This is a genomic window from Citrobacter sp. GW821-FHT07H02, assembly GCF_059418505.1.
Genome location: NZ_JBWKPZ010000003.1, coordinates 127,868 through 148,994 on the forward strand (window position 1 = coordinate 127,868; position 21,127 = coordinate 148,994).

Here is a 21,127-nt window from a genome sequence, read left to right on the forward strand (position 1 = left end):
TTCGCCGACAAACCTGTCAGCATGGTGATTCTCCGTCTATGCTGAAAAGTCATGTGATTACAAAGAGGTGAATTATGGCCAGTGGTGATATCACCCGTTATGTCATAACCGTAACGTTTCATGAGCACTCCTTAACGGAAATTAATGAGCTTAATAATCATCTTACACGCGGTGGTTTCTTGTTGACCCTGACGGATGAAGACGGAAACGTGCATGAACTTGGCACAAACACCTTTGGCCTGATTAGCGCACTGAGTAAAGACGAGGTGACGGCACTCACCGCAGGGCTGGCTGAAAGTGCGTTAGGCAATAAACCCGGAATTTCCGTTTCCACATGGGAGGAGTGGCGAAAAGACAAACAATAAGTGCCATTACAGCGACGACGCGTCTCAGGTGTGCGTCAGTTCGTGTTTTTTTACCGCATTTATGCGCTAACCTTATGATCTGGCAGACAACATGGGGAGAGACATCATGTGGCAGGCTATCAGTCGTCTTTTAAGCGAGCAATTAGGTGAAGGCGAAATCGAACTGCGTAATGAACTGCCCGGCGGAGAGATCCATGCCGCATGGCATTTACGCTATGCGGGACGTGATTTTTTCGTTAAGTGTGATGAAAGAGAACTCCTTCCGGGCTTTACGGCCGAAGCTGACCAACTGGAATTGCTCTCTCGCAGTAAAACCGTTACGGTACCAAAAGTGTGGGCCGTAGGTTCGGACAGAGACTACAGTTTCCTGGTAATGGATTATCTCCCACCCCGTCCGCTGGATGCCCATAATGCGTTTATTCTGGGTCAACAGCTCGCCCATTTACACGCCTGGAGCGAGCAGCCGCAATTCGGTCTTGATTTCGATAACGCACTCTCTACCACGCCACAACCCAACGCCTGGCAACGACGCTGGTCGACCTTTTTCGCAGAACAACGTATCGGTTGGCAGCTGGAGTTGGCTGCAGAAAAAGGGATAGCGTTCGGTAACATCGACGCTATTGTTGAGCATATTCAACAGCGACTCTCCTCACATCAACCACAGCCCTCACTTTTACATGGCGATCTGTGGTCGGCAAACTGTGCGCTGGGTCCAGATGGGCCTTATATCTTTGACCCCGCCTGCTACTGGGGTGACAGAGAGTGCGATCTGGCGATGCTGCCGCTGCATACCGATCAACCTCCACAAATCTATGATGGCTACCAGTCGGTTTCCCCATTGCCGTTAGATTTTCTGGATCGCCAGCCCGTCTATCAGCTGTATACATTGCTAAACCGGGCGATTCTGTTTGGTGGTCAACACCTGGTGATTGCGCAAAAAGCAATGGACAGGCTGTTGGCAGCGTAGTGCGTATGCCCGATGGCGCGACGCTTATCGGGCACACAACCACGAACCCCTGGCCGGATAAGGCATCAGCCGCTATCCGGCATTATTTTTACCCGACAAATCCCAGCAGAGAAAAGAAGACGTAGCCGAGCACGATAATAATCACCGGCAGGATATAAAGCGGAAAAAACTGCAGAAAGATAGTGTGATGCGGCACGACGATACGTGACTCGATCTGCTCACGCGAGATCCCCTCAGCACCTTTGGCTTTTTCCAGAATCAACTGGTCCTCAACGCCTTCACGGAGAAAACGCGCCTGACGGCTCATTCTGGCGCCAGAGTCCTGCAACGCAAGACCAATGAAGATCAGGACGAAAATCACCCAAAACATCACATTGAGACTGTTTTGAAAATCCGGCGTCGGCGAGTTGTACCAGAACAGGTTCAGGAACGGGGTATTAACGCGCATCATGTCGATCATCACGTGGGCAAAATCGAGCATCACCGCATTAATCCCCTCTTGCTTCTCGCTGCGGGCGTACATAAATTTCAGTACCGACACCAGCGTAGAAATCAGCGCAGGGATGAAAATCACCCATCCCAGAATCCTTTTTAAGATAGCAATGCGTCCAGCTTGTTGATACGTCATGAGTTCCCCTTGGTAAAGACGCGCTGTTTTGGCCTTAAGTCTACCTTCTGAAAACTATTTTCGCCCGATTTTTAAAGGCAGTATGGTACGGTAGTAGCCATAATGAACGCTCATTACCTTACGTTTTAATCTCAACAGGAGAGGTTGTGATGTCAACCCCGCGTCAAATTCTTGCTGCAATTTTTGATATGGATGGATTACTGATCGATTCCGAGCCGCTATGGGATCAGGCCGAACTGGATGTGATGGCTAGTTTAGGCGTAGATATCGCCCGCCGCCATGAACTCCCGGACACCCTGGGTTTACGTATCGATATGGTTGTCGACCTGTGGTACGCACAACAGCCCTGGAAGGGACCTGACCGTCAGGAAGTCACTGACCGGGTAATCGCGCGGGCTATTTCACTGGTAGAGGAAACGCGTCCACTGCTGCCTGGTGTACGTGAGGCCGTTGCGCTGTGCAAATCTCAGGGATTGCTGGTCGGGCTGGCGTCGGCTTCCCCGCTGCATATGCTGGAAAAAGTCCTGACTATGTTTGGTCTTCGCGACAGCTTCGACGCCCTCGCCTCGGCGGAAAAACTCCCCTACAGCAAGCCGCACCCGCAGGTTTATATCGACTGCGCAACCAAACTGGGCATCGATCCGTTAGCCTGTGTCGCGCTGGAGGACTCCGTCAACGGCATGGTGGCGTCAAAAGCCGCCCGTATGCGCTCTATCGTCGTTCCTGCTGAAGAGGGTCAACACGATGCACGTTTTGCCCTTGCCGACGTGAAACTGACTTCTTTATCCGATCTTACGGCCGCCCATTTGCGTGGCTAACCGTCAGGGGCAATAGTGTATTGCCCCTTCCTTGTATTTTTTTAAAACGTCGTTTCATTTTTTGTTGTATTCCCTCGCAACCTCTTCTATTCTTCTTTCATTCGTTATCGCTGATAAACATGGGTAGCCGAGGTAAGTATGATTTTGGATGCGTTTAGTCTGGCGGGGAAAACAGCGATCGTCACCGGTTGCGATACCGGGCTGGGCCAGGGTATGGCTGTCGCGCTTGCCGAGGCTGGCTGCAACATCGTGGGTGTGAACCGGAAGATCCCCCACGAGACGGCAGCGAAAGTTGCGGCGCTGGGCAGGCAATTTATGACGATTCAGGCCGACCTGAGCCAGCAAAGCGCTATCGCTGATATCGTGAACCAGACAGTCGCGAAATTCGGGCGGGTGGATATTCTGGTCAATAACGCCGGGACGATTCGCCGCGACGATGCGCTCTCTTTCAGCGAGAAAGACTGGGATGACGTGATGAACCTGAATCTCAAATCTGTTTTCTTTCTTTCACAGGCCGTGGCGCGCCAGTTTTTACAGCAAGGCCACGGTGGCAAAATCATCAATATTGCCTCCATGCTCTCTTTCCAGGGCGGGATCCGTGTTCCCTCTTATACCGCTTCTAAAAGCGGTGTGCTGGGTCTTACCCGCCTGTTGGCCAATGAATGGGCGCCACATCAGATCAACGTCAATGCCATCGCCCCGGGTTATATGGCCACAAACAATACGCAGCAGTTGCGCGATGATGCCGGGCGCAGCAAAGAGATCGTCGATCGCATTCCGGCTGGACGCTGGGGAACGCCAGACGACCTGAAAGGCCCGGTGGTTTTTCTCGCATCAGACGCTTCTGCCTACATCAACGGCTATACCATTGCCGTTGACGGTGGCTGGCTGGCACGCTAATCACCACTTTTGTGACATAGGGTTACAACGTCACCTCTTCCGCCTACTGTACAAAAACCCTATACTGTATGAATTGACAGTTTATTGGGTTCTATCATGACGGCGGAAGGCCACCTCCTTTTTTCAATTGCCTGTGCGGTATTTGCCAAAAATGCTGAGCTTACGCCCGTTCTCGCGCAGGGCGACTGGTGGCATATTGTCCCTTCAGCAATTCTGACCTGCCTGTTGCCTGACATTGATCATCCAAAGTCATTGCTCGGTCAGCGGTTAAAATGGATCTCCAAACCGATTGCCAGGGCTTTTGGTCATCGTGGATTTACCCACAGTCTGCTGGCGGTATTTGCGCTACTGACGACGTTTTATCTCAAAGTCCCCGAGACCTGGATTATCCCGGCCGACGCTCTGCAGGGTATGGTGCTGGGTTACTTAAGCCATATTCTGGCAGACATGCTAACCCCGGCTGGTGTCCCTCTGCTCTGGCCGTGTCGCTGGCGCTTCCGCCTGCCAATACTGGTCCCGCAAAAAGGCAATCAACTGGAGCGTTTTCTCTGCATGGCACTGTTTGCCTGGGCCGTGTGGATGCCGCAGACAATCCCCGAAAACAGTGCAGTACGCTGGTCTTCGCATATGATCAATACGCTGCAATTCCAGTTCAACCGTTTTATAAATCACCAAATCGATTAGTAAATCGGCGCAACTGTTGTTTTTGGTATAAACAATTCCATTTGAATATAAGAGGCAACTCACAGTTCTGCTAATCTTGCGGCAACAGAATCGTGGTAACGACGCGATACAAATAAAAAGATCAGGAGAACGGGGATGAATTTTCCATTAATTGCGAACATCGTGGTGTTCGTTGCACTGCTGTTTGTGCTGGCGCAAGCCCGTCACAAACAGTGGAGTCTGGCAAAGAAAGTACTGGTGGGTCTGGTTATGGGCGTGGTCTTTGGCCTTGCTCTGCACACGATTTACGGGTCTGACAGCCAGGTCTTAAAAGATTCAGTTCAGTGGTTCAACATTGTCGGTAACGGCTATGTGCAACTGCTGCAAATGATTGTTATGCCGCTGGTCTTCGCCTCGATCCTGAGTGCGGTGGCGCGTTTGCATAACGCCTCTCAACTGGGAAAAATCAGTTTTCTGACCATCGGCACCTTGCTGTTCACCACGTTGATCGCCGCTCTGGTGGGGGTACTGGTGACCAATCTGTTTGGTCTGACTGCGGAAGGTCTGGTGCAGGGAGGCGCAGAAACGGCGCGTCTGACCGCCATTGAAACCAACTATGTGGGCAAAGTGGCCGACCTCAGCGTACCGCAGCTGGTGTTGTCATTCATCCCGAAAAACCCGTTTGCCGACCTGACCGGGGCAAACCCGACGTCGATCATCAGCGTGGTCATTTTCGCCGCCTTCCTCGGTGTTGCAGCGCTGAAACTGCTGAAAGATGACGCCCCAAAAGGCGAGCGCGTGTTAACCGCCATCGATACCCTGCAAAGCTGGGTGATGAAACTGGTGCGTCTGGTTATGCAGTTGACGCCTTATGGTGTGCTGGCGCTGATGACCAAAGTCGTGGCTGGTTCTAACCTGCAGGACATCATCAAACTGGGAAGCTTTGTCGTGGCGTCATACCTCGGCCTGGCCATCATGTTTGTCGTACACGGCGTTCTGCTTGGCGTTAACGGAGTCAGCCCGCTGAAATATTTCCGCAAAGTGTGGCCGGTCCTGACCTTTGCCTTTACCAGCCGTTCCAGCGCTGCGTCAATTCCGTTGAACGTTGAAGCGCAAACGCGTCGTCTGGGCGTACCGGAATCTATCGCCAGCTTTGCGGCCTCTTTTGGCGCGACCATTGGTCAGAACGGCTGTGCGGGTCTGTACCCGGCAATGCTGGCCGTCATGGTGGCGCCTACCGTCGGAATTAACCCGCTGGATCCCGTATGGATTGCCACGCTGGTTGGTATCGTCACGGTAAGCTCTGCGGGTGTTGCGGGTGTGGGTGGCGGTGCGACGTTCGCCGCGCTGATCGTTCTGCCCGCCATGGGGCTGCCGGTCACGCTGGTTGCCCTGTTGATTTCCGTCGAACCGCTGATCGACATGGGGCGTACTGCGCTGAATGTCAGTGGCTCAATGACGGCCGGTACTCTGACCAGTCAATGGCTGAAGCAAACAGATAAATCCATTCTGGACAGCGAGGATGATGCCGAACTGGCTCATCACTAATCCGCTCTGACGATGTGAAAAAACCGCCTGTATCTCCTACAGGCGGTTTTTTATATCCCCTTATTCCGCCAGCTCATTTTCCTGGCGGATCTGATTTGCCCAGCGCTGCGCCGACTCCGGAACGGTAAACGCAGGCGATCGCTGAAACGACTCCCCCATTAAGACAAACGCGACGTATTTCCCACGCATGATCCACACGTCACGAAATGCGTCCATTTTTATCGCGTGTTCCGGCGGCGCAGGCTCCACGCGTGGAACATAGCTGATAACCGGGCGATTTTGTTGGCGAAGAGGTTTCATCATCAGTTGTTTCACTAAAGGCAAATTCAAAAAATCATAAAAACACTATCTTAGCCGATTTTGCCCCCCGGCGTCCTGCCCTGCGTGTGCGGTTACACGCATCGTAGCGATCGCGGATGGGAAAGTTGAAGGGGAAATAGCGAGCAGCAAATACAAAACATGGGTGAAATAAAAAAAGCGGCGCTCTATCGCGCCGCAAACTCAGGCTCTATACATCAAGAAAACTGCCGAGACGATACCCACGTTCCGCAATGGCATTTTTCAATGACGGAGACGTAAGCACATCAAGCTCAGTCAAGCGGGGGTAACAATAGGCGCTCTGACGAAGAGTATTATCGACAAAGGCCGGATGACACATGACTTCAAGCGATGCCTCGCCTTTTTCTGCAGAAGCGTCAAGCACCTGCAAAAAGAGCGATTCTGAAATCGCCTCACCATAAAACTCGCTGCTAAACCCTTGCGAGCTTCGCAGCGCCATCGGCAAATCGGTATCTTTAAATACCGTCTGGCGATCGATACGCAATGCAACACCCTGTTGTGCGGCAAAATGCGCCACCCGCGGGAAAATCTGCGGGAACATATGGACATGGTGATGGCTGTCCAGATGCGTTGGCGCTTTACCAAACAGTTCTATAAAACGCTGATACTGACATTCCAGTTCATGCGAAATTTCGTCCAGCGGTAAGTCGTCTTCTTCCGCCATCTGCCAGATCCATTTCCCCAGACGGCCATCACGGGTTAGCCCTGGCATCTGCGTTAACGGTTTCCCCAGCGTCAGAACAAAGTGCATCCCCACCGCAAGCTCAGGGACTTCACGGCTAAGTTGAACGGCATGATCGATAGCGTCACCATTGACCAGCGCGGTCGTGGAAGTGACCACACCATGACGAAAGCTCTCCACAATGCCGTAGTTTTGCCCTTTGCTCAGGCCAAAATCATCCGCATTCACAATCAATAAGCGTTCCATAGCCACCTCTGTTAGTGTTCTTTGAGCTTTTCAATGCAGTCCGCAAAATGAGGCAGCCACTTTTCATGCGCCAGAATCAGTTCGCGCGCCAGGCTTTCCGCATCACGGTCAGAATGCACCAGCGGGCTCAGGTTAAGCGCCAGCAAGACATCATTAAATTCACCGCTCAGCGCCGCCTTACTTGCCGCGACTTCAAACCCTTTAATGGTATAGATAAGACCCAGCACTTTCTCGTCAAAATGCGTAATACGCGGATGTGGCGTGGCGCCATTGCGTCCTAACGTACAGGTCATTTCCACCGCCCAGTCAGCCGGAATATTATCGACATGCCCATGATGCGGGATGTTGACATAATGCTCAGTCTGCTTGTCATTATAGATTGCATTAATCACTTCACAGGCGGCGTCGGAGTAATACGCCCCGCCGCGTTGCTCAAGCTCTTTCGGCTTCACGTTAAGTTCTGGATTCTTATAAAGGTCAAAAAGTTGTTTCTCCACTTTTTGCACCACCTGAGCGCGAGCGCCACCTTTATAGTATTCCCCTAACTCAATGGCCAGCATCTCTTTCTGTTTGAAGTAATACAGCAAATAAGAGCACGGCAGCAGATTCAGGGAGCGAATTAACCCTTCGCTAAACGGCAGATCGAAAATATTCTTCACCGTTGAGGCTTTCAACTCACCGGAGGCGACACCGTCCAGAAGTTCGGCAAACCGTGATTCACCATTTACCAGCACATCTTTAATAAAGACCATATGGTTCAAACCAAACAGGTCAATAGACAGGTCGTCGCTTTCCGATAATTTCAGCACATCATTAATAAACATCTTCATGCCAACCGGAATATTACACACGCCGATAAATTTCTTGAAGTTAGTGTGTCGGTAAACCGCTTCAGTCACCATTCCTGCCGGGTTGGTAAAGTTAATCACCCACGCATTCGGGCAAAGTTCTTCCACATCGCGAATGATGTCGAAAATAACCGGAATGGTACGCAACCCTTTGAACAGGCCGCCAGCGCCGTTGGTCTCCTGACCAAGATATCCCTGACTGAGAGGGATACGCTCATCGAGTTCGCGGGCTTTCAGTTGGCCCACGCGCAGTTGGGTGGTGACAAAGTCAGCCCCTTTCAACGCTTCACGGCGGTCGAGGGTCTTAAACAACTTCATCGGTACGCCAGCTTTGTCGATCATTCGCTGGCATAGATCAAAAATAATATCCAGTTTCTCTTTGCCGCCTTCCACATCGACCAACCATAATTCGGAAACCGGTAATTCGTGATAACGCTTAATAAAGCCTTCAAGTAATTCAGGGGTGTAGCTGCTCCCGCCACCAATGGTGACGATCTTTAATTTCTGGCTCATAATATCTCCCTTCAGTGTAAAAACACTGGCGTGTATTATGCTTCGCCCAAATACGGGACAGTCGCATGGCGTCCCGGCATTATTTTCGGGCAAGCTTTAAAATAATTGAGTCGAGCAAATAAATCGTTATTGATTTATTTCAGTCAGTCTTTTCCGGTAGCTATTCGGCGTAAATGACGTCAGTTTTTTAAAGGTTTTAATGAACAGGCTTGGGCTACTGTATCCCGCTTCATAAGCGATATCGGTTACCGAATAGTTGGTCATTTCCAGCTGTTTTTTCGCAAAGTTGATACGGATTTCATTAATAATCTGCATCGGCGTTTTGCTGTAATAACGCTGGGTCGCGCGGGTCAGGTACTCCTGGGATTTTGCGGACAGGTATACCATATTTTCCAGCGCGTTTTCGCCAAACTGCGTTTTGTCGTGCATCGCCTCCACGGTGACTTTAAGCCACTGTGGAATATCGCCAATCACCTGCTCTTCCCGGTGGTGCCGTAACCGATTAATGATATAGAAGGTGACCACTTCTATAAATTCATCCAGTTCGTTATCACGAAAGTTGAGCGACGCAATCACTGTCTCGATATAGGTAAGAAAGGCGCTGTTAGCCCGATACACCTGCGATGCCACAAAGCAAAACGGTAATAAAGGGTGATAGTGCTGTTCAAAAAAACGTTTACTGATGCCGACATTCAGAATGCGCGTGGCGCCAAATTCGTAAAAACTTTGATGGTGCGACCCCAGAGGGATAAAAACAAAGTCTCCACGCTCCAGCAACACCCGCTTGCCGTTGATTTCCTGATAATAGCGACCGGTTAATACGAGGGTAAACTCATAGTAATCATGCTGGTGCAGCCCACTGATACTCTCAGTTTTGTTGTAGATAAACACATGGAAATTTTTGCCGTTAAAAAGCTGCTGCTCAAAAGCGGTCGCAATTTCCGGAGCGTTAACCTGTAGCTGCATCATATTACCCCTCGCTATTTCAACTTCTCGTGAAGCTCTATCAACTCGGTGACCAGTTCACGCGCCAGCATTGATGTCATCAGATGGTCCTGAGCATGCACCAGAACCAGGCTGACTTTCATTTTACCTTCACCCTGATCGCCTTCAATCAGTTTCGTCTGCACGAGATGCGCTTCATTGAGCGCCATGCGTGACTGCTCCATCATAGCTTTTGCAGCTTCAAAATCACCCTGCTTGGCCTGCTTAAGCGCAGCATATGCCAGGCTGCGAGCCTGACCCGAATTGATGATTAGCCCCATCACCACTTCTTCAAGTTCTTCCGCTTCTGACTGCGTATCCACGATATTTTCGAGATCGATCATAATCCGTCCTCTGATGTGTCCCGGCATGGCGCGCCATGCCGGACTCAATTTAGAATTTCAGTGCGTTGGCAATATCTTCTTCGCTTTCTTCTTCATCAATCGCGTTCTGTGCCTTGTTGGCAACCACCACGAACGGCAGATAAATCAGCGTGGCAATCCCTAAGTTGAACAGTGCGACCAGCAGAGCAGCGACACTACCGTTGGTGTTAAAGAACGCCCCTAGCCCGGTTGGCATCGTCCACGGAGCGATGTTGGTTATCGGCGGGATAATCCCCATGTAATAGGCCACCAGCGTGATACCTGCCAGAATCGGCTGTACCAGGATGAACGGAATAAACATCACCGGGTTCATGATAATCGGCAAACCGAACAGAATAGGTTCGTTAATCTGGAAGATACCGGAAGGCAGCGCCAGTTTCGCAACCTGACGATAATCCGCACGACGCGAGGCCAGGAAAATCGCAATAATCAGACCCAGAGTTGCACCGCTTCCGCCGAGGAAGATGTAGGAGTCCAGCATAGGTTTTGCCCACACGTGGAACGTCTTACCGGCTTCCAGCGCCGCATCTACGGAACCATACTGCTGGTAGATAGCGATGTTTTCCAGAGCCCAGGGGGTCATGATGCCGCTGTCCAACGCCGTCAGCGCCAGTGAACCGTGAATACCGAAGAACCACAGCAGCGGAACAAAAAGAACATACGCCCAACCCACCACACTGCCCAGCGACGCCAGCGGTGTAGAAATGGTGTCCATAATGATCTGGTGGAAGTTAGAACCATAATTCGACAGCGCCCAGGCAATGATCCCCATAATGGAGAGAATAATGAAACCTGGAATTAATGCCGAGAATGAGCGTGAAACAGATGTAGGCACACTGTCCGGTAATTTAATCACCCAGTTGCGGTGAACAATAAAGGTAAACATTTCGGCCACGGCCAGGCCAATAATAATACCGGAGATAATATTGGCGCCGCCTAACCAGTTCGCTCCCACCGCATAGGCTTCACCTACGCTATATGGCGTTACGGTCATAAAGGCAGCGACAGATAACAGTCCTGCGGCCAATGAATCGACTTTACGCTCTTCCGCCAGCGCCATGCCAATAAAGAATGGCGCCATCAGGGACATGATACCCAGCGTACCGTTATAGACGTTTCCGCCGATGCCTTTCAGACTGTTCAAATTCTCAATCGTCGACGCATCAAGCCGAATGCCTAATGAATAAAAAAACGACCCCTCCCCAAAGCTCAGGAAAACGTTATTGATCAAGACAAACATGGCCCCCGCAAGGGTCAGCGGCATTAAGCGAATAAAGCCGTTTTTGATTGCATTGACGTGTGGTTGCTTTCCTATTTTAACAGCGAAAGGAAGGAGTACCTTTTCAAGTGAAGCAATAGCGTTACTCATAGAAAAATACCCTTAAATACCGCAATAAAATATTGCGGTGAATGTTTATGAAATAACTCTTTGACGGGAAAATTTAAAATTAATTTGCAGCGGCTTTTTTAATTGCTGCAACAGCAGCCTTAAGCACGCCTAAACCATCGACTTTGCCATACAGCAGCGAGTCAATTACTTCTACCGGTTTGCCTGGTAACAGACGCTGAATTTCAGGCAACATATAAGCAATTTGCGGACCTAATAAAACGACATCTGCGACAGGTCCCTTTTCTCCGGCCAGTGTTTCAGGAAATGCTTCAATAACGACCGGAACTTCGTATTTCTCAGCCTGAGCACGCATTTTCGATACCAGTAACGATGTCGACATGCCGGCAGAACAAAACAGATAAATGTGTTTCTTTTCCATAAAAACGTTCCTCATGTGCGATTATCTGTCAGCCAGACATTGCGCAAGCCTTAACCTGCATCCATGCCTTGGGTAACTTGCGTAACCGAAATTACTTATTTAGGTGGCTGAAATGAGTATACGGTATCGAACCTGTGGATGGTATTTCCTTGACCTAACAAATTGTCTCTCATTGACCTTGCGTTATGACTGCCCTCACATTTTGGGCAAATAATTCGCGATAATAAATAAGATTATCATCGCCATAAAAAAACCGGCGCAATGGCCGGTTCTCTCAGATGCTCAGGCACCAGGCAGGGAGGACTACTTGCCTGTCTGCGGGTCGGTGTCATACTCTGCACAGGTCTGGTAACCCGAGTTAACGACATGCCCGGTATCGTCCAGCGCGACAAAATAGGTTTCCGTTTTACCATCCCGTTGACCCAGAATGTATGTCTGGCAACTACCGCGAGCGTGGGTCATGCTCACCTCAGAAGAAGGTTTCCCGGCAATTTGTGCAACCTGCGCCCGGCTCATGCCTTTCTTCACATCTTTGACGACAGGTTGAACAAATTGGTCTTTGGTACGATCATATGCCGTACACCCTGCCAACATCGTCATTACGGCCGCTGCGCTTAGAATTCCTGCCATTTTCTTGTTCATTTTTCGTCCTCTTGTTTATCAGCGTGTTATATAAGCCTGGAATACATCAAACCATTTTTCAAGCTTACTATTCCTACGATACGCGTTTCGGAAAATTCTCTTTAGGCCAAATGTTCTCTTTTTACGCCGCAAATTGCGCCACTCGCGCCAGTGAACCTTGTCGTTTGCACAGCAAAGCGTTAGCTTTAACGCATCGTGATTATTTTGATCGTTTCGGAGGGGTTGAATGACTCTGCAGCAAAAGATTATCCAGGCGCTTGGCGCAAAACCGCACATTAATGCCGAAGAAGAAATTCGCCGCAGCGTGGATTTTCTAAAATCCTATCTGAGCACCTACCCCTTTTTGAAATCGCTGGTGCTGGGGATCAGCGGCGGTCAGGACTCAACGTTAACCGGTAAATTATGCCAGATGGCAATAACGGAGCTACGGGAAGAAACGGGGAATATGGCTCTGCAATTTATTGCCGTGCGTCTGCCTTATGGCGTACAGGCTGATGAACAAGACTGCCAGGATGCTATCTCCTTTATTCAGCCTGACCGCGTATTGACCGTTAATATTAAAGGCGCCGTGCTGGCCAGCGAGCAGGCGTTGCGCGAAGCGGGCATTGAGCTTAGTGATTTTGTCCGTGGTAACGAGAAAGCCCGTGAGCGAATGAAAGCCCAGTACAGCATCGCCGGGATGACCAGCGGCGTGGTGGTGGGGACCGATCATGCGGCAGAAGCGCTGACCGGGTTCTTCACCAAGTACGGTGACGGCGGTACCGATATCAACCCTATTTTTCGCCTGAATAAGCGTCAGGGGAAACAGCTGCTTGCCGCCCTGGGCTGCCCGGAGCATTTATATAAGAAAGCGCCTACCGCCGATCTCGAAGACGATCGCCCTTCGCTTCCTGACGAAGCCGCGTTAGGCGTCACCTATGACAATATTGATGATTATCTGGAAGGAAAAACGCTGGCGGTCGAAACAGCAAAAATTATTGAAGGCTGGTATTTGAAGACGGAACACAAGCGCCGTACGCCGATTACCGTCTTTGATGATTTCTGGAAAAAAAGCGACCTCTGATGGTCACGTCAGGCCGGATAGCGCGTCCTCTATTCGGCCTGCCATTACCCGCAACACAATGTGAAATTATTGCACCGACGCTGGCGCATGGCCCGCCAGCCAGGTTATCTCGCTAAACAGCAGTTTCCCCTCAGATTTCAACAACCGCAGCGTATGCCGTCCATCATCCCAGCAGGCCCCTTGATCGGCCGTCAGTAATTTTTCGCCCAACTGCCAGGCCCCGCTAATGACAAACACCACGCCGCCGCGCGAGCCAAATGTTGTAAAGGAGCGGTCAGCAACTCTGACGTTCGCCTGGCAACAATCACGGCGGGTCATAATATTGAAATCCATCGACATTTTCCCCTCCGTCAGTTTCGCTTTCACCGCATGCTCGCCCGCAAAGGTAAACGGCTGATGCTGTTTGAGGGTGTGGTTAAAGGTATTGCCGCCGTCCAGAGTGACCTCGCCCCCTTCCAGCAGCGTAATCACACGCTCCACGCCGGGGAAAAGTGCAAACTCACCGTTTCCGGCAATAGAGGCGATGCTCGCGCGCCAGTGAAAGTCACGCGTCGCCGGAGGAAAACAGCAAATTTCTCGCGTTTCACCCGCCCCATTACGCCAGAGGTTTACCGGCATTTTACGGATATCAAAGTATTCCATCGTCACTCCTGAAAGATGCGGTGCGCCATAATCATGCACGGTATCGTTATCGGCAGCAGTGAGGATTTACCTTAGAGAGAAATAAAGAAAAACCGCCGACCCTGTCCACCTCGTAAAGACGTGTTGTGAACAGGGCCGGCGGTCTTGAATGTTGACTGCGAGATTACTCGGCAGTTGCAGGCATTTTACCTTCATGCGCCGGACGTTCTGTCAGACGCTTCTCAAAATTAGCATTAAACTGTTTTTTCTGTTCAGGGGTCAGAATGTTGTAGATCTTGTTCTGGGTTTCCATGTGCGCCAGCATGTTCGCCTGACGCTGCTCTTCCATCTTGGCAATCTGCGCCTGCGCTTTGGCTTTATCGAAGGTGTCGCTGGCAATGATGTCATGCATCGCGCGGCGTTCTTCTACCGGCGGACGTTTCATCTGGTCACGCTGGCCTTTCATGATTTCGCGAACCTGCTGCTTCTGCGCATCGGTCAGGTTCAGGTCTTTAAACATCATATCGTGATGCGGACCGAATTGACCTTTATGGTGCATCATCGGTTTTGCGTCAGTCGTGGCCGCGCTGGAAGTGTCAGCAGCGTGAGCCAGGTTTGCAGCGCCCAGCGCCAGTCCAGAGGCAACTAACAGTGCAGTTAATTTACGCATAATCTTTATCCTTCCTTTCAGTTATTTTTACGGCATTCCTGATGAGGCGGTGCCGTGTTGACGAGATTAACTTTACTGGCTTATTCGTCAATAAGTCAGAGCAACGGTAAAACAATGAAAGTGTAAAAAACAGTTTTTCGCCAATTATGAAGAAAAAAAGAATAAATCGTGGAGAGTTGAAATAAATAATTACAATACGCTGATTTTGAAGGGATTATGAAAAACTATACCGGAACAGTGGTGATTAATAAAGCAGTTATCCAGGAATAATCCGTAATCATGCGACCGACTGTCTGATGCGTATAATTCCCTCAGGCGAACACCCGAGGGTAAATATCGCTAACGCAGTTTTTCCAGCATTAATCCGGCGCGTAAACCAAATGCCACATTGGGATTGGGAAAGAGAACATATTCAATATCATGGGTGGCGATCACCCGATCTTCGCCATCCTGTGCCAGTAACGTCCCTTCTTTAAAGGGCGTAAAGTTCAGCGTCTGGTTATCCATATGCAGAACAAAAGCGTCGCTGCGACGGGTAATTTGCGACACCACGCGATAGCGTACTGGAGACAAATCCCCTGCGATAGCGAGATTGCCGGCAAGCAACGACGCTAACGCATGTGCGGTGGGCGCAAACAACGTGAGATCATTGTGGCCAAACGGCAGCGCCTTACCGAGTTCCAGCGTGCAGGACAGCGCGCCAAAATGCTCACAACTAAAATGCGTAAACGTGCCTCCCGGAGCCTGATGGAACACCAACGCCTCCAGACCCGCCGCGCCAAGCCAGCTAAGAAATGTCTCCTCCCAGGGAATCGGACGCTGAGGCAATACGCCAAACCGGACGTGATACGAGCCGCGAATCGCGGTATGCAGATCGAGATGCCAGCGTAACCGTTCACTGCCACCCGCGAAAAAATTCTCCAGACACTGCTCCAGCTCGCGGGTACGCTCCGTTTCTTCACTCTCCGCAAACACCTGCCATCGCCCGCCAAACATCCGGTTCATGTCGCTGTGGCAATACCGTTTCCCTGTCGAGAGCGCCAGCGGATTCCCCAGCACGACCAGCAGTCGCCAACGCAGCGTCTGTCGCCCCTGAATGAGCGCTGAAAGCAGCGCATCCAGCATCTCCACCGGCGCCGTTTCGTTGCCATGAATCCCCGCAGAAAGCACCAGCGCGCGATCCACAGGCGTTTCTGGCGTGAGCTCCAGCAATCCGTGACCTAACCACCGCCAGCGAAAACCGGGGGCTTCCCCCTCCCGGATATCCGGCGGTTTTCCCGCCAGCGTCAGCGCAAGAAAGTTATCCATTATTTGCCCCTGATTGCTGGAAGGGGTAGACCGACCCCAGGTTAAGCAACTGTGTCAGCGCATCCAGCGCTTCCCGACCTTCACGCAGCAACTGCGGATCGGCGAGATCTGCGGCGGTCAGGCGGTCGCGATAGTAGCGATCCACCCACTGATTCAGCACCGTAAAGAGCGTATCGTTCATCATCACCGACGGATTCACCGCCCGTTGTTCCTCTGGCGTTAATACCACGCGCAAACGTAAACAGGCTGGCCCCCCGCCATTCGACATACTTTCACGTAAATCAAAGACTCGGAGATCGCTTATCGGGTTGTCAGCGTCAAGCAGTCCATTCAGGTAACGCCATACCCCCGCATGGTCACGACATTCCTGCGGTAAAATCAGCATCATGCTGCCGTCTTCACGACTTAACAACTGACTGTTGAACAGATAGGTGGCAACCGCATCCTGTACCGTGACGTCAGACGACGCGACCTCTATCGGCGTAAAGTCGGGCACGCATGAGCGCAGCCGGTTCATTAGCTCGTCCTGGTTCACGAACGCCTGCTGATGGCAAAACAGCACCTGCCGGTTAGACACCGCAATCACATCGTTATGGAAAACGCCAAGGTCGATCACGTCCGGATTCTGTTGGGCGAAAATAGCCTGGCGGGGATTCACCTGATTCAGTCGCGCCACGGCGTCGCTGGCCTCACGCGTTTGTCGTGCCGGATAGCGAGTCGGCCGTAAGGTGTTCCCCCCTTCACAGCCATAAACAAACAGTTGCACGCCAGGCTCGCCGTAATCGCCCCCCAGTCGGTTATGGTTTGCAGCCCCTTCATCGCCCAGCAGCGCGACCTGTGGCAGCGCGTTGTGAACGGAAAAAAACTGCTCATCACGGAATATTGCCCGTAATAATGACTCGGTGGTCGATGCTTCCAGAGAACGATGGAATTTGTTGTTCAGATTGGCGACGGTGAAGTGCACTTTGCCATCCAGCGCATCTGCCGAAGGGCATACTGTCGCCGCATTCGCCACCCACATCGGTGAAGCCGAACTGGCGCTGGAGAGCCATTGCGGCGCCTGGCGCGCCACTTTTTCAAGCACCTGCTCGTCACTGCCGGTAAAACCCAACTGACGGAGTACGGGAAGATACGGACGCTCATGCGGCGGGATCACCGCCTGCACAAATCCGGCGTCCGCCAGCGCCTTCATCTTTAAGAGCCCCTGCTTCGCCGCCAGCCGCGGGTTCGACACCTGAAAACGATGACGGGTCGACGCCTCATTGCCGAATGACAATCCGGCATAATGGTGCGTCAGACCGACCAGCCCATCGAAATTGACTTCATGCGCTTTCATACCGGCTCCTCATGAGAAAAATCGAGTCCGGGGCTGAGCGACGTGGGTAAGGTTAATGCCGGTGATTCAAGACTCGCCATCGGCCACGCACAATAATCTGCTGCGTACCAGGCGCTCGCCCTGTGGTTGCCCGATGCGCCAACACCGCCAAAAGGTGCGGTACTGGCGGCCCCGGTCAACGGCTTATTCCAGTTGACGATCCCGGCCCGCGCCTCTAGCAACAGTTGCTCAAACTGTTCACGGTCCGGCGAGACCAGACCGCACGACAAGCCAAAGCGGGTGTTATTCGCCAGTTGAATCGCCTCGTCAAAATCGTCATAGCGCCAGACCCCAAGCAGCGGGCCAAACACCTCTTCATCCGGCACGTTCGCCACGCCGGTCATTTCGATAATGCCAGGTGAGAGCAGCGACGCCCCCTCTTTCAGCACACGAGGTGCCAGCAGCGTATTCCCGCCCAGCGATTCAAGTTTTTGCCACGCGTCATACACGTGACGCGCCGCCAGGGCTGAGATCAATCCCCCCATGAAAGGCTGGGGTTCGTCATCCCATCCCCCTGGCGTCAGCCGTTGGCTGACCTCCACCAGACGCGCCAGGAACGCATCACCCAATTCCCCTTTTCTCACCAACAGGCGACGCGCGCAGGTACAACGCTGTCCGGCGGTGACAAACGCCGACTGAATGGTCAGATGCACTGCCGCATCAATATCCAAAGGTTCTTCAACGATCAGCGGATTGTTGCCGCCCATTTCCAGCGCGAGGATTTTTTCCGGCTGGCCGGAGAGCTGGCGGTGCAGTTGATAACCGGTGTTCGCGCTACCGGTGAAAAGCAGTCCATCAATGTCGTCCAGCGCGCTCAGCGCCTGCCCGGTTTCGCGCCCACCCTGCAGCATATTCAGCACGCCTGGCGGCAAACCGGCCTGCTCCCACAGGCGCATGACGGCTTCGCCCGTCCACGGCGTTAACTCGCTGGGTTTAAAAATCAGCGTATTCCCCGCCAGCAGCGCCGGAACGATGTGACCGTTCGGCAAATGTCCGGGAAAGTTGTACGGGCCAAACACCGCCAGAACGCCATGCGGACGATGGCGCAACGTCGCCGCGCCATCCGGCAGTTCACTGTGCTGTTCTCCGGTGCGGGTGTGGTAGGCCTTCACTGAAATGGCAATTTTATTGATCATTGCCGTCACTTCCGTCACCGCCTCCCAGCGGGGCTTACCGGTTTCGCGGGCAATAATGGTCGTGAGCTCCGCTTTATTGCTCTCCAGTAACGCGGCAAATTTCTCCACCACCGCCTGTCGCTCATTGAACGCGCGTTTCGCCCAGCCGGGGAACGCCGCCCGCGCCGCGCGGTTCGCCTGTAAAACCTGCGTCGCATCGGCATCATTACCCTGCCAGAGGACATCTCCGGTCACCGGGTTGGTTTTAATGCGATGTTCTCCCTGACCGGTTATCCAGTCGCCGTTAATCCATAGCGTCATACCGTTTTCTCCTCAGCGCACAGGCGCACCAGACGAACCTTATCTCCCGCGTGGCATTTCAGCGCATCTAATTGCGCTGCAGTCAGCACCAGACGCTGTGTGTCAGGGTCGGTACGTATCAAGGTGGCGCGAAAATGGTGGTAGTTTTCATTGGCGACCAGGCAGGCAGGAAACTCACCCTGCGCAGGCTGTCCTTCAACAACCTCCACCAGTCGGCTTTTGCGGATCGCGCGCACGCGATCGATATCGCATTCCAGCGTCGGGCCACCGTCAAAAATATCGATATAGTTCCGGTAGCGGAAACCTTCTTTCTCGAGCACCGCGCGAGCGGGCGCGGTCTGCGGATGCACCTCGCCGATCACCGCCTGCGCCTCGTCCGAAAGAAAGTGCGTATAAATAGGATGCTTGGGCATCAGTTCGGCAATAAACGCTTTCTGCCCCGTACCGCACAGAAAATCGGCCCGGCTAAACTCCATCGAAAAAAAGCGTTTCCCAAGGCTTTGCCAGAACGGGGAATAACCGTGCTCGTCGATCACGCCGCGCATTTCAGCGACCACTTTCTCGTTGAACTTGTCGCGAAATGCCGCCATGAACATAAATCGCGATTTCGAGAGCAGATACCCATTCCCCTCTTTGCGCCACTCCGGGTCAAGAAACAGCGTACACAGTTCGCTGCTACCAGTATGGTCATTGCTGAGGAAAAGCGTCGGCAATGCGTTGTAAACATTCAACTCTTTCGACGCGTGTACCAGCGTCCCGACCCGGTAGTTATACCAGGGGTCATTCAGCCCCACCGCCACTTCAATGGCGCAAATGCCCGCCACCGCGCCGGTTTCACTCTCTTCCAGCACAAACACGTAGCCCTGCTCGCTTTTTGGCAATTCACCCTGCCAGGTCTTTATCGCGCGATCGATTCGCGCAATCAGCGTTTCTTCATTCGCCGGTAACGAGGTCAGCCCGCCGCCGGTTTTCGCGGCAAGCTTCATCAGCGCGGTAATGTCCGCTTGTTCGACGGGACGGATCACCATCATGATGAACCCCCTGCTTTAATGCGTTCGCAGGCCAGGGAGAAGCGATCCAACCCGGTAGAGACTTCTTCTGCGCTGACGTTTAGCGCAGGGGCGAAACGCACCACGTTGCCACCTGCAATCAGCACCATGACACCGGCTTGTGCCGCTTCCTGGGAGATCAGTTTAGCTTTCCCGGCATATTCGGCCGTCAGCACACAACCGATCAGCAACCCCAACCCCCGGATTTCACTGAACAACCCAAAACGGGCGTTGATGGCATTCAGTCGTTCAACGAACCAGTCGTGACGCTGTTTGACGCCATTGAGCATCTCCGGAGTATTGACGATTTCCAGTAATTTTCCGGCCACCGCCGACGCCAGCGGATTACCGCCGTAGGTGGTGCCGTGGGTACCCACCGTCATCACGCTGGCACACCGTTTTGTGGTCAACAGCGCACCGATGGGAAAACCACCGCCCAGCGCTTTCGCGGTGGTCAGCAGATCCGGCGTCACGCCGTAATGCATATAGGCATAGAGTTCGCCCGTACGGCCCACACCGGTTTGCACTTCATCAAAAATCAGCAATGCATTGTGGCGCTCGCACAGTTCGCGAAGCCCCTGCAAAAATTCTTTTGTCGCAGGCAGCACACCGCCTTCCCCCTGCATCGGCTCGACAATCACGGCGCAGGTGGTGTCGTCGATCAGTTCGCTTGCCGAGTTGAGGTCGTTATACACGGCGTGACGAATATCCGGCGGCAGCGGTGCAAAATCCTGCGAGTAGGCCGGCTGTCCGCCTGCGGTAACAGTGAACAGCGTCCGCCCGTGGAACGCATTCTTGAACGCGACGATCCCACTTTTATGGCTGCCAAAATGGTCATGGGCGTACTTACGCGCCAGTTTTAACGCCGCTTCGTTCGCTTCTGCCCCTGAGTTACAGAAGAAGACACGTTCGGCAAAGGTGGCATCAATCAGCTGCTTTGCCAGTCTCAGCACCGGTTCATTGGTGTAACCATTACCGACATGCCAGAATTTTGCCGCCTGTTCGTTTAATGCCTCACGCAATGCCGGATGCGCATGCCCCAGCGCGTTAACGGCGATCCCCCCCGCGAAGTCGATATACTCTTTACCCTGCTGATCCCACAAGCGCGAGCCCTCCCCACGAACCGGAATAAAAGGTGCGGGTGCGTATACGGGCATCATCCATTCATCAAAGTTTTCACGCGTAACTGACAGAGACATAGCGACCTCTTGGGTAAATTAAAAGTTACTTTTATGTTAATAAATATGAGTGTTTGCGCTGTAAATGTAGATTGCAGAGTTCGTGCCAGCCAGTGCTAAAAATGCATAAAC

General features: G+C 52.4%; 23 protein-coding genes. 7 read left to right on the forward strand and 16 right to left on the reverse strand.

The window, feature by feature from the left end:
* The first annotated feature begins 74 nt into the window (after positions 1–74).
* Complete coding sequence (ghoS, locus tag AC07NP_RS05835) at positions 75–365, forward strand: type V toxin-antitoxin system endoribonuclease antitoxin GhoS (protein WP_494659843.1); 291 nt, start codon at positions 75–77, stop codon at positions 363–365.
* Between the two features lie 106 nt (positions 366–471).
* Positions 472–1,332, forward strand: a complete 861-nt coding sequence (locus AC07NP_RS05840; RefSeq protein WP_494659844.1) for a fructosamine kinase family protein — start codon at positions 472–474, stop codon at positions 1,330–1,332.
* Between the two features lie 88 nt (positions 1,333–1,420).
* Here AC07NP_RS05840 and AC07NP_RS05845 read toward each other — a convergent pair whose 3' ends face one another.
* Entirely contained in the window at positions 1,421–1,960 is a 540-nt protein-coding gene (locus AC07NP_RS05845; RefSeq protein ID WP_203358010.1) for a YniB family protein, read from the reverse strand.
* Positions 1,961–2,109: 149 nt separating this feature from the next.
* Between AC07NP_RS05845 and hxpB the strand changes: the two genes are divergently transcribed.
* From hxpB to tcyP, 4 genes are all read left to right on the forward strand, one after another.
* Complete coding sequence (gene hxpB / locus AC07NP_RS05850; RefSeq protein ID WP_494659845.1) at positions 2,110–2,778, forward strand: hexitol phosphatase HxpB; 669 nt, start codon at positions 2,110–2,112, stop codon at positions 2,776–2,778.
* 138 nt (positions 2,779–2,916) lie between these two features.
* On the forward strand, positions 2,917–3,678 hold the full coding sequence (kduD, locus tag AC07NP_RS05855; RefSeq protein WP_494659846.1) for a 2-dehydro-3-deoxy-D-gluconate 5-dehydrogenase KduD: 762 nt from the start codon (positions 2,917–2,919) through the stop codon (positions 3,676–3,678).
* 96 nt (positions 3,679–3,774) lie between these two features.
* Positions 3,775–4,362, forward strand: a complete 588-nt coding sequence (locus AC07NP_RS05860) for a metal-dependent hydrolase (protein WP_192612035.1) — start codon at positions 3,775–3,777, stop codon at positions 4,360–4,362.
* Positions 4,363–4,497: 135 nt separating this feature from the next.
* Positions 4,498–5,889 carry a cystine/sulfocysteine:cation symporter gene (gene tcyP, locus AC07NP_RS05865; RefSeq protein ID WP_494659847.1) on the forward strand — a complete coding sequence of 464 codons (1,392 nt, stop codon included), beginning with the start codon at positions 4,498–4,500 and terminating at the stop codon, positions 5,887–5,889.
* 60 nt (positions 5,890–5,949) lie between these two features.
* Here the strand turns inward: tcyP and cedA are convergent, their stop codons facing one another.
* The 8 genes from cedA to osmE all read right to left on the reverse strand — a co-directional run bounded on the left by cedA (position 5,950) and on the right by osmE (position 12,295).
* Positions 5,950–6,192, reverse strand: a complete 243-nt coding sequence (gene cedA / locus AC07NP_RS05870; RefSeq protein ID WP_494659848.1) for a cell division activator CedA — start codon at positions 6,190–6,192, stop codon at positions 5,950–5,952.
* 205 nt (positions 6,193–6,397) lie between these two features.
* Positions 6,398–7,156, reverse strand: coding sequence for a chitin disaccharide deacetylase (gene chbG, locus AC07NP_RS05875; protein ID WP_494659849.1), 759 nt, complete (start codon positions 7,154–7,156; stop codon positions 6,398–6,400).
* Positions 7,157–7,167: 11 nt separating this feature from the next.
* A complete protein-coding gene (locus AC07NP_RS05880; RefSeq protein WP_494659850.1) occupies positions 7,168–8,517 on the reverse strand; it encodes a 6-phospho-beta-glucosidase in 1,350 nt (449 codons plus the stop codon).
* A gap of 126 nt (positions 8,518–8,643) precedes the next feature.
* The gene (chbR, locus tag AC07NP_RS05885) at positions 8,644–9,486 is read right to left on the reverse strand and encodes a transcriptional regulator ChbR (protein WP_494659851.1); all 843 of its coding nucleotides are present in this window, start codon (positions 9,484–9,486) and stop codon (positions 8,644–8,646) included.
* A gap of 11 nt (positions 9,487–9,497) precedes the next feature.
* Positions 9,498–9,845 carry a PTS N,N'-diacetylchitobiose transporter subunit IIA gene (gene chbA, locus AC07NP_RS05890; protein WP_203358019.1) on the reverse strand — a complete coding sequence of 116 codons (348 nt, stop codon included), beginning with the start codon at positions 9,843–9,845 and terminating at the stop codon, positions 9,498–9,500.
* A gap of 49 nt (positions 9,846–9,894) precedes the next feature.
* On the reverse strand, positions 9,895–11,253 hold the full coding sequence (gene chbC, locus AC07NP_RS05895) for a PTS N,N'-diacetylchitobiose transporter subunit IIC (RefSeq protein WP_203358020.1): 1,359 nt from the start codon (positions 11,251–11,253) through the stop codon (positions 9,895–9,897).
* A 79-nt stretch (positions 11,254–11,332) separates the two neighbouring features.
* A complete protein-coding gene (gene chbB / locus AC07NP_RS05900; protein ID WP_192612027.1) occupies positions 11,333–11,653 on the reverse strand; it encodes a PTS N,N'-diacetylchitobiose transporter subunit IIB in 321 nt (106 codons plus the stop codon).
* 303 nt (positions 11,654–11,956) lie between these two features.
* Entirely contained in the window at positions 11,957–12,295 is a 339-nt protein-coding gene (osmE, locus tag AC07NP_RS05905; RefSeq protein WP_192612026.1) for an osmotically-inducible lipoprotein OsmE, read from the reverse strand.
* 226 nt (positions 12,296–12,521) lie between these two features.
* On the opposite strand from osmE, the gene nadE reads away from it, so the two are divergent.
* Complete coding sequence (gene nadE / locus AC07NP_RS05910; RefSeq protein WP_203358021.1) at positions 12,522–13,358, forward strand: NAD(+) synthase; 837 nt, start codon at positions 12,522–12,524, stop codon at positions 13,356–13,358.
* Positions 13,359–13,424: 66 nt separating this feature from the next.
* Here the strand turns inward: nadE and ves are convergent, their stop codons facing one another.
* The 7 genes from ves to astC all read right to left on the reverse strand — a co-directional run bounded on the left by ves (position 13,425) and on the right by astC (position 21,016).
* The gene (ves, locus tag AC07NP_RS05915; protein WP_494659852.1) at positions 13,425–14,000 is read right to left on the reverse strand and encodes an environmental stress-induced protein Ves; all 576 of its coding nucleotides are present in this window, start codon (positions 13,998–14,000) and stop codon (positions 13,425–13,427) included.
* Between the two features lie 163 nt (positions 14,001–14,163).
* On the reverse strand, positions 14,164–14,649 hold the full coding sequence (gene spy / locus AC07NP_RS05920) for an ATP-independent periplasmic protein-refolding chaperone Spy (protein ID WP_494659853.1): 486 nt from the start codon (positions 14,647–14,649) through the stop codon (positions 14,164–14,166).
* A 339-nt stretch (positions 14,650–14,988) separates the two neighbouring features.
* Positions 14,989–15,957, reverse strand: a complete 969-nt coding sequence (gene astE / locus AC07NP_RS05925; protein ID WP_494659854.1) for a succinylglutamate desuccinylase — start codon at positions 15,955–15,957, stop codon at positions 14,989–14,991.
* A complete protein-coding gene (gene astB / locus AC07NP_RS05930; RefSeq protein ID WP_494659855.1) occupies positions 15,950–17,293 on the reverse strand; it encodes an N-succinylarginine dihydrolase in 1,344 nt (447 codons plus the stop codon). Before astB ends, astE begins: the two co-directional genes overlap by 8 nt.
* The gene (astD, locus tag AC07NP_RS05935) at positions 17,290–18,768 is read right to left on the reverse strand and encodes a succinylglutamate-semialdehyde dehydrogenase (protein ID WP_494659856.1); all 1,479 of its coding nucleotides are present in this window, start codon (positions 18,766–18,768) and stop codon (positions 17,290–17,292) included. The genes astB and astD overlap by 4 nt, the downstream gene beginning before the upstream one ends.
* A complete protein-coding gene (gene astA, locus AC07NP_RS05940; RefSeq protein ID WP_494659857.1) occupies positions 18,765–19,799 on the reverse strand; it encodes an arginine N-succinyltransferase in 1,035 nt (344 codons plus the stop codon). Before astA ends, astD begins: the two co-directional genes overlap by 4 nt.
* Positions 19,796–21,016, reverse strand: coding sequence for a succinylornithine/acetylornithine transaminase (gene astC, locus AC07NP_RS05945; protein ID WP_494659858.1), 1,221 nt, complete (start codon positions 21,014–21,016; stop codon positions 19,796–19,798). Before astC ends, astA begins: the two co-directional genes overlap by 4 nt.
* Positions 21,017–21,127: the final 111 nt, after the last annotated feature.

Bases quoted from the DNA above. Each gene is read 5' to 3' on its own strand.
- ghoS (WP_494659843.1), top strand. From the start codon at position 75: ATGGCCAGTGGTGATATCACCCGTTATGTCATAACCGTAACGTTTCAT.
- AC07NP_RS05840 (WP_494659844.1), top strand. From the start codon at position 472: ATGTGGCAGGCTATCAGTCGTCTTTTAAGCGAGCAATTAGGTGAAGGC.
- AC07NP_RS05845 (WP_203358010.1), bottom strand. From the start codon at position 1,960: ATGACGTATCAACAAGCTGGACGCATTGCTATCTTAAAAAGGATTCTG.
- hxpB (WP_494659845.1), top strand. From the start codon at position 2,110: ATGTCAACCCCGCGTCAAATTCTTGCTGCAATTTTTGATATGGATGGA.
- kduD (WP_494659846.1), top strand. From the start codon at position 2,917: ATGATTTTGGATGCGTTTAGTCTGGCGGGGAAAACAGCGATCGTCACC.
- AC07NP_RS05860 (WP_192612035.1), top strand. From the start codon at position 3,775: ATGACGGCGGAAGGCCACCTCCTTTTTTCAATTGCCTGTGCGGTATTT.
- tcyP (WP_494659847.1), top strand. From the start codon at position 4,498: ATGAATTTTCCATTAATTGCGAACATCGTGGTGTTCGTTGCACTGCTG.
- cedA (WP_494659848.1), bottom strand. From the start codon at position 6,192: ATGATGAAACCTCTTCGCCAACAAAATCGCCCGGTTATCAGCTATGTT.
- chbG (WP_494659849.1), bottom strand. From the start codon at position 7,156: ATGGAACGCTTATTGATTGTGAATGCGGATGATTTTGGCCTGAGCAAA.
- AC07NP_RS05880 (WP_494659850.1), bottom strand. From the start codon at position 8,517: ATGAGCCAGAAATTAAAGATCGTCACCATTGGTGGCGGGAGCAGCTAC.
- chbR (WP_494659851.1), bottom strand. From the start codon at position 9,486: ATGATGCAGCTACAGGTTAACGCTCCGGAAATTGCGACCGCTTTTGAG.
- chbA (WP_203358019.1), bottom strand. From the start codon at position 9,845: ATGATCGATCTCGAAAATATCGTGGATACGCAGTCAGAAGCGGAAGAA.
- chbC (WP_203358020.1), bottom strand. From the start codon at position 11,253: ATGAGTAACGCTATTGCTTCACTTGAAAAGGTACTCCTTCCTTTCGCT.
- chbB (WP_192612027.1), bottom strand. From the start codon at position 11,653: ATGGAAAAGAAACACATTTATCTGTTTTGTTCTGCCGGCATGTCGACA.
- osmE (WP_192612026.1), bottom strand. From the start codon at position 12,295: ATGAACAAGAAAATGGCAGGAATTCTAAGCGCAGCGGCCGTAATGACG.
- nadE (WP_203358021.1), top strand. From the start codon at position 12,522: ATGACTCTGCAGCAAAAGATTATCCAGGCGCTTGGCGCAAAACCGCAC.
- ves (WP_494659852.1), bottom strand. From the start codon at position 14,000: ATGGAATACTTTGATATCCGTAAAATGCCGGTAAACCTCTGGCGTAAT.
- spy (WP_494659853.1), bottom strand. From the start codon at position 14,649: ATGCGTAAATTAACTGCACTGTTAGTTGCCTCTGGACTGGCGCTGGGC.
- astE (WP_494659854.1), bottom strand. From the start codon at position 15,957: ATGGATAACTTTCTTGCGCTGACGCTGGCGGGAAAACCGCCGGATATC.
- astB (WP_494659855.1), bottom strand. From the start codon at position 17,293: ATGAAAGCGCATGAAGTCAATTTCGATGGGCTGGTCGGTCTGACGCAC.
- astD (WP_494659856.1), bottom strand. From the start codon at position 18,768: ATGACGCTATGGATTAACGGCGACTGGATAACCGGTCAGGGAGAACAT.
- astA (WP_494659857.1), bottom strand. From the start codon at position 19,799: ATGATGGTGATCCGTCCCGTCGAACAAGCGGACATTACCGCGCTGATG.
- astC (WP_494659858.1), bottom strand. From the start codon at position 21,016: ATGTCTCTGTCAGTTACGCGTGAAAACTTTGATGAATGGATGATGCCC.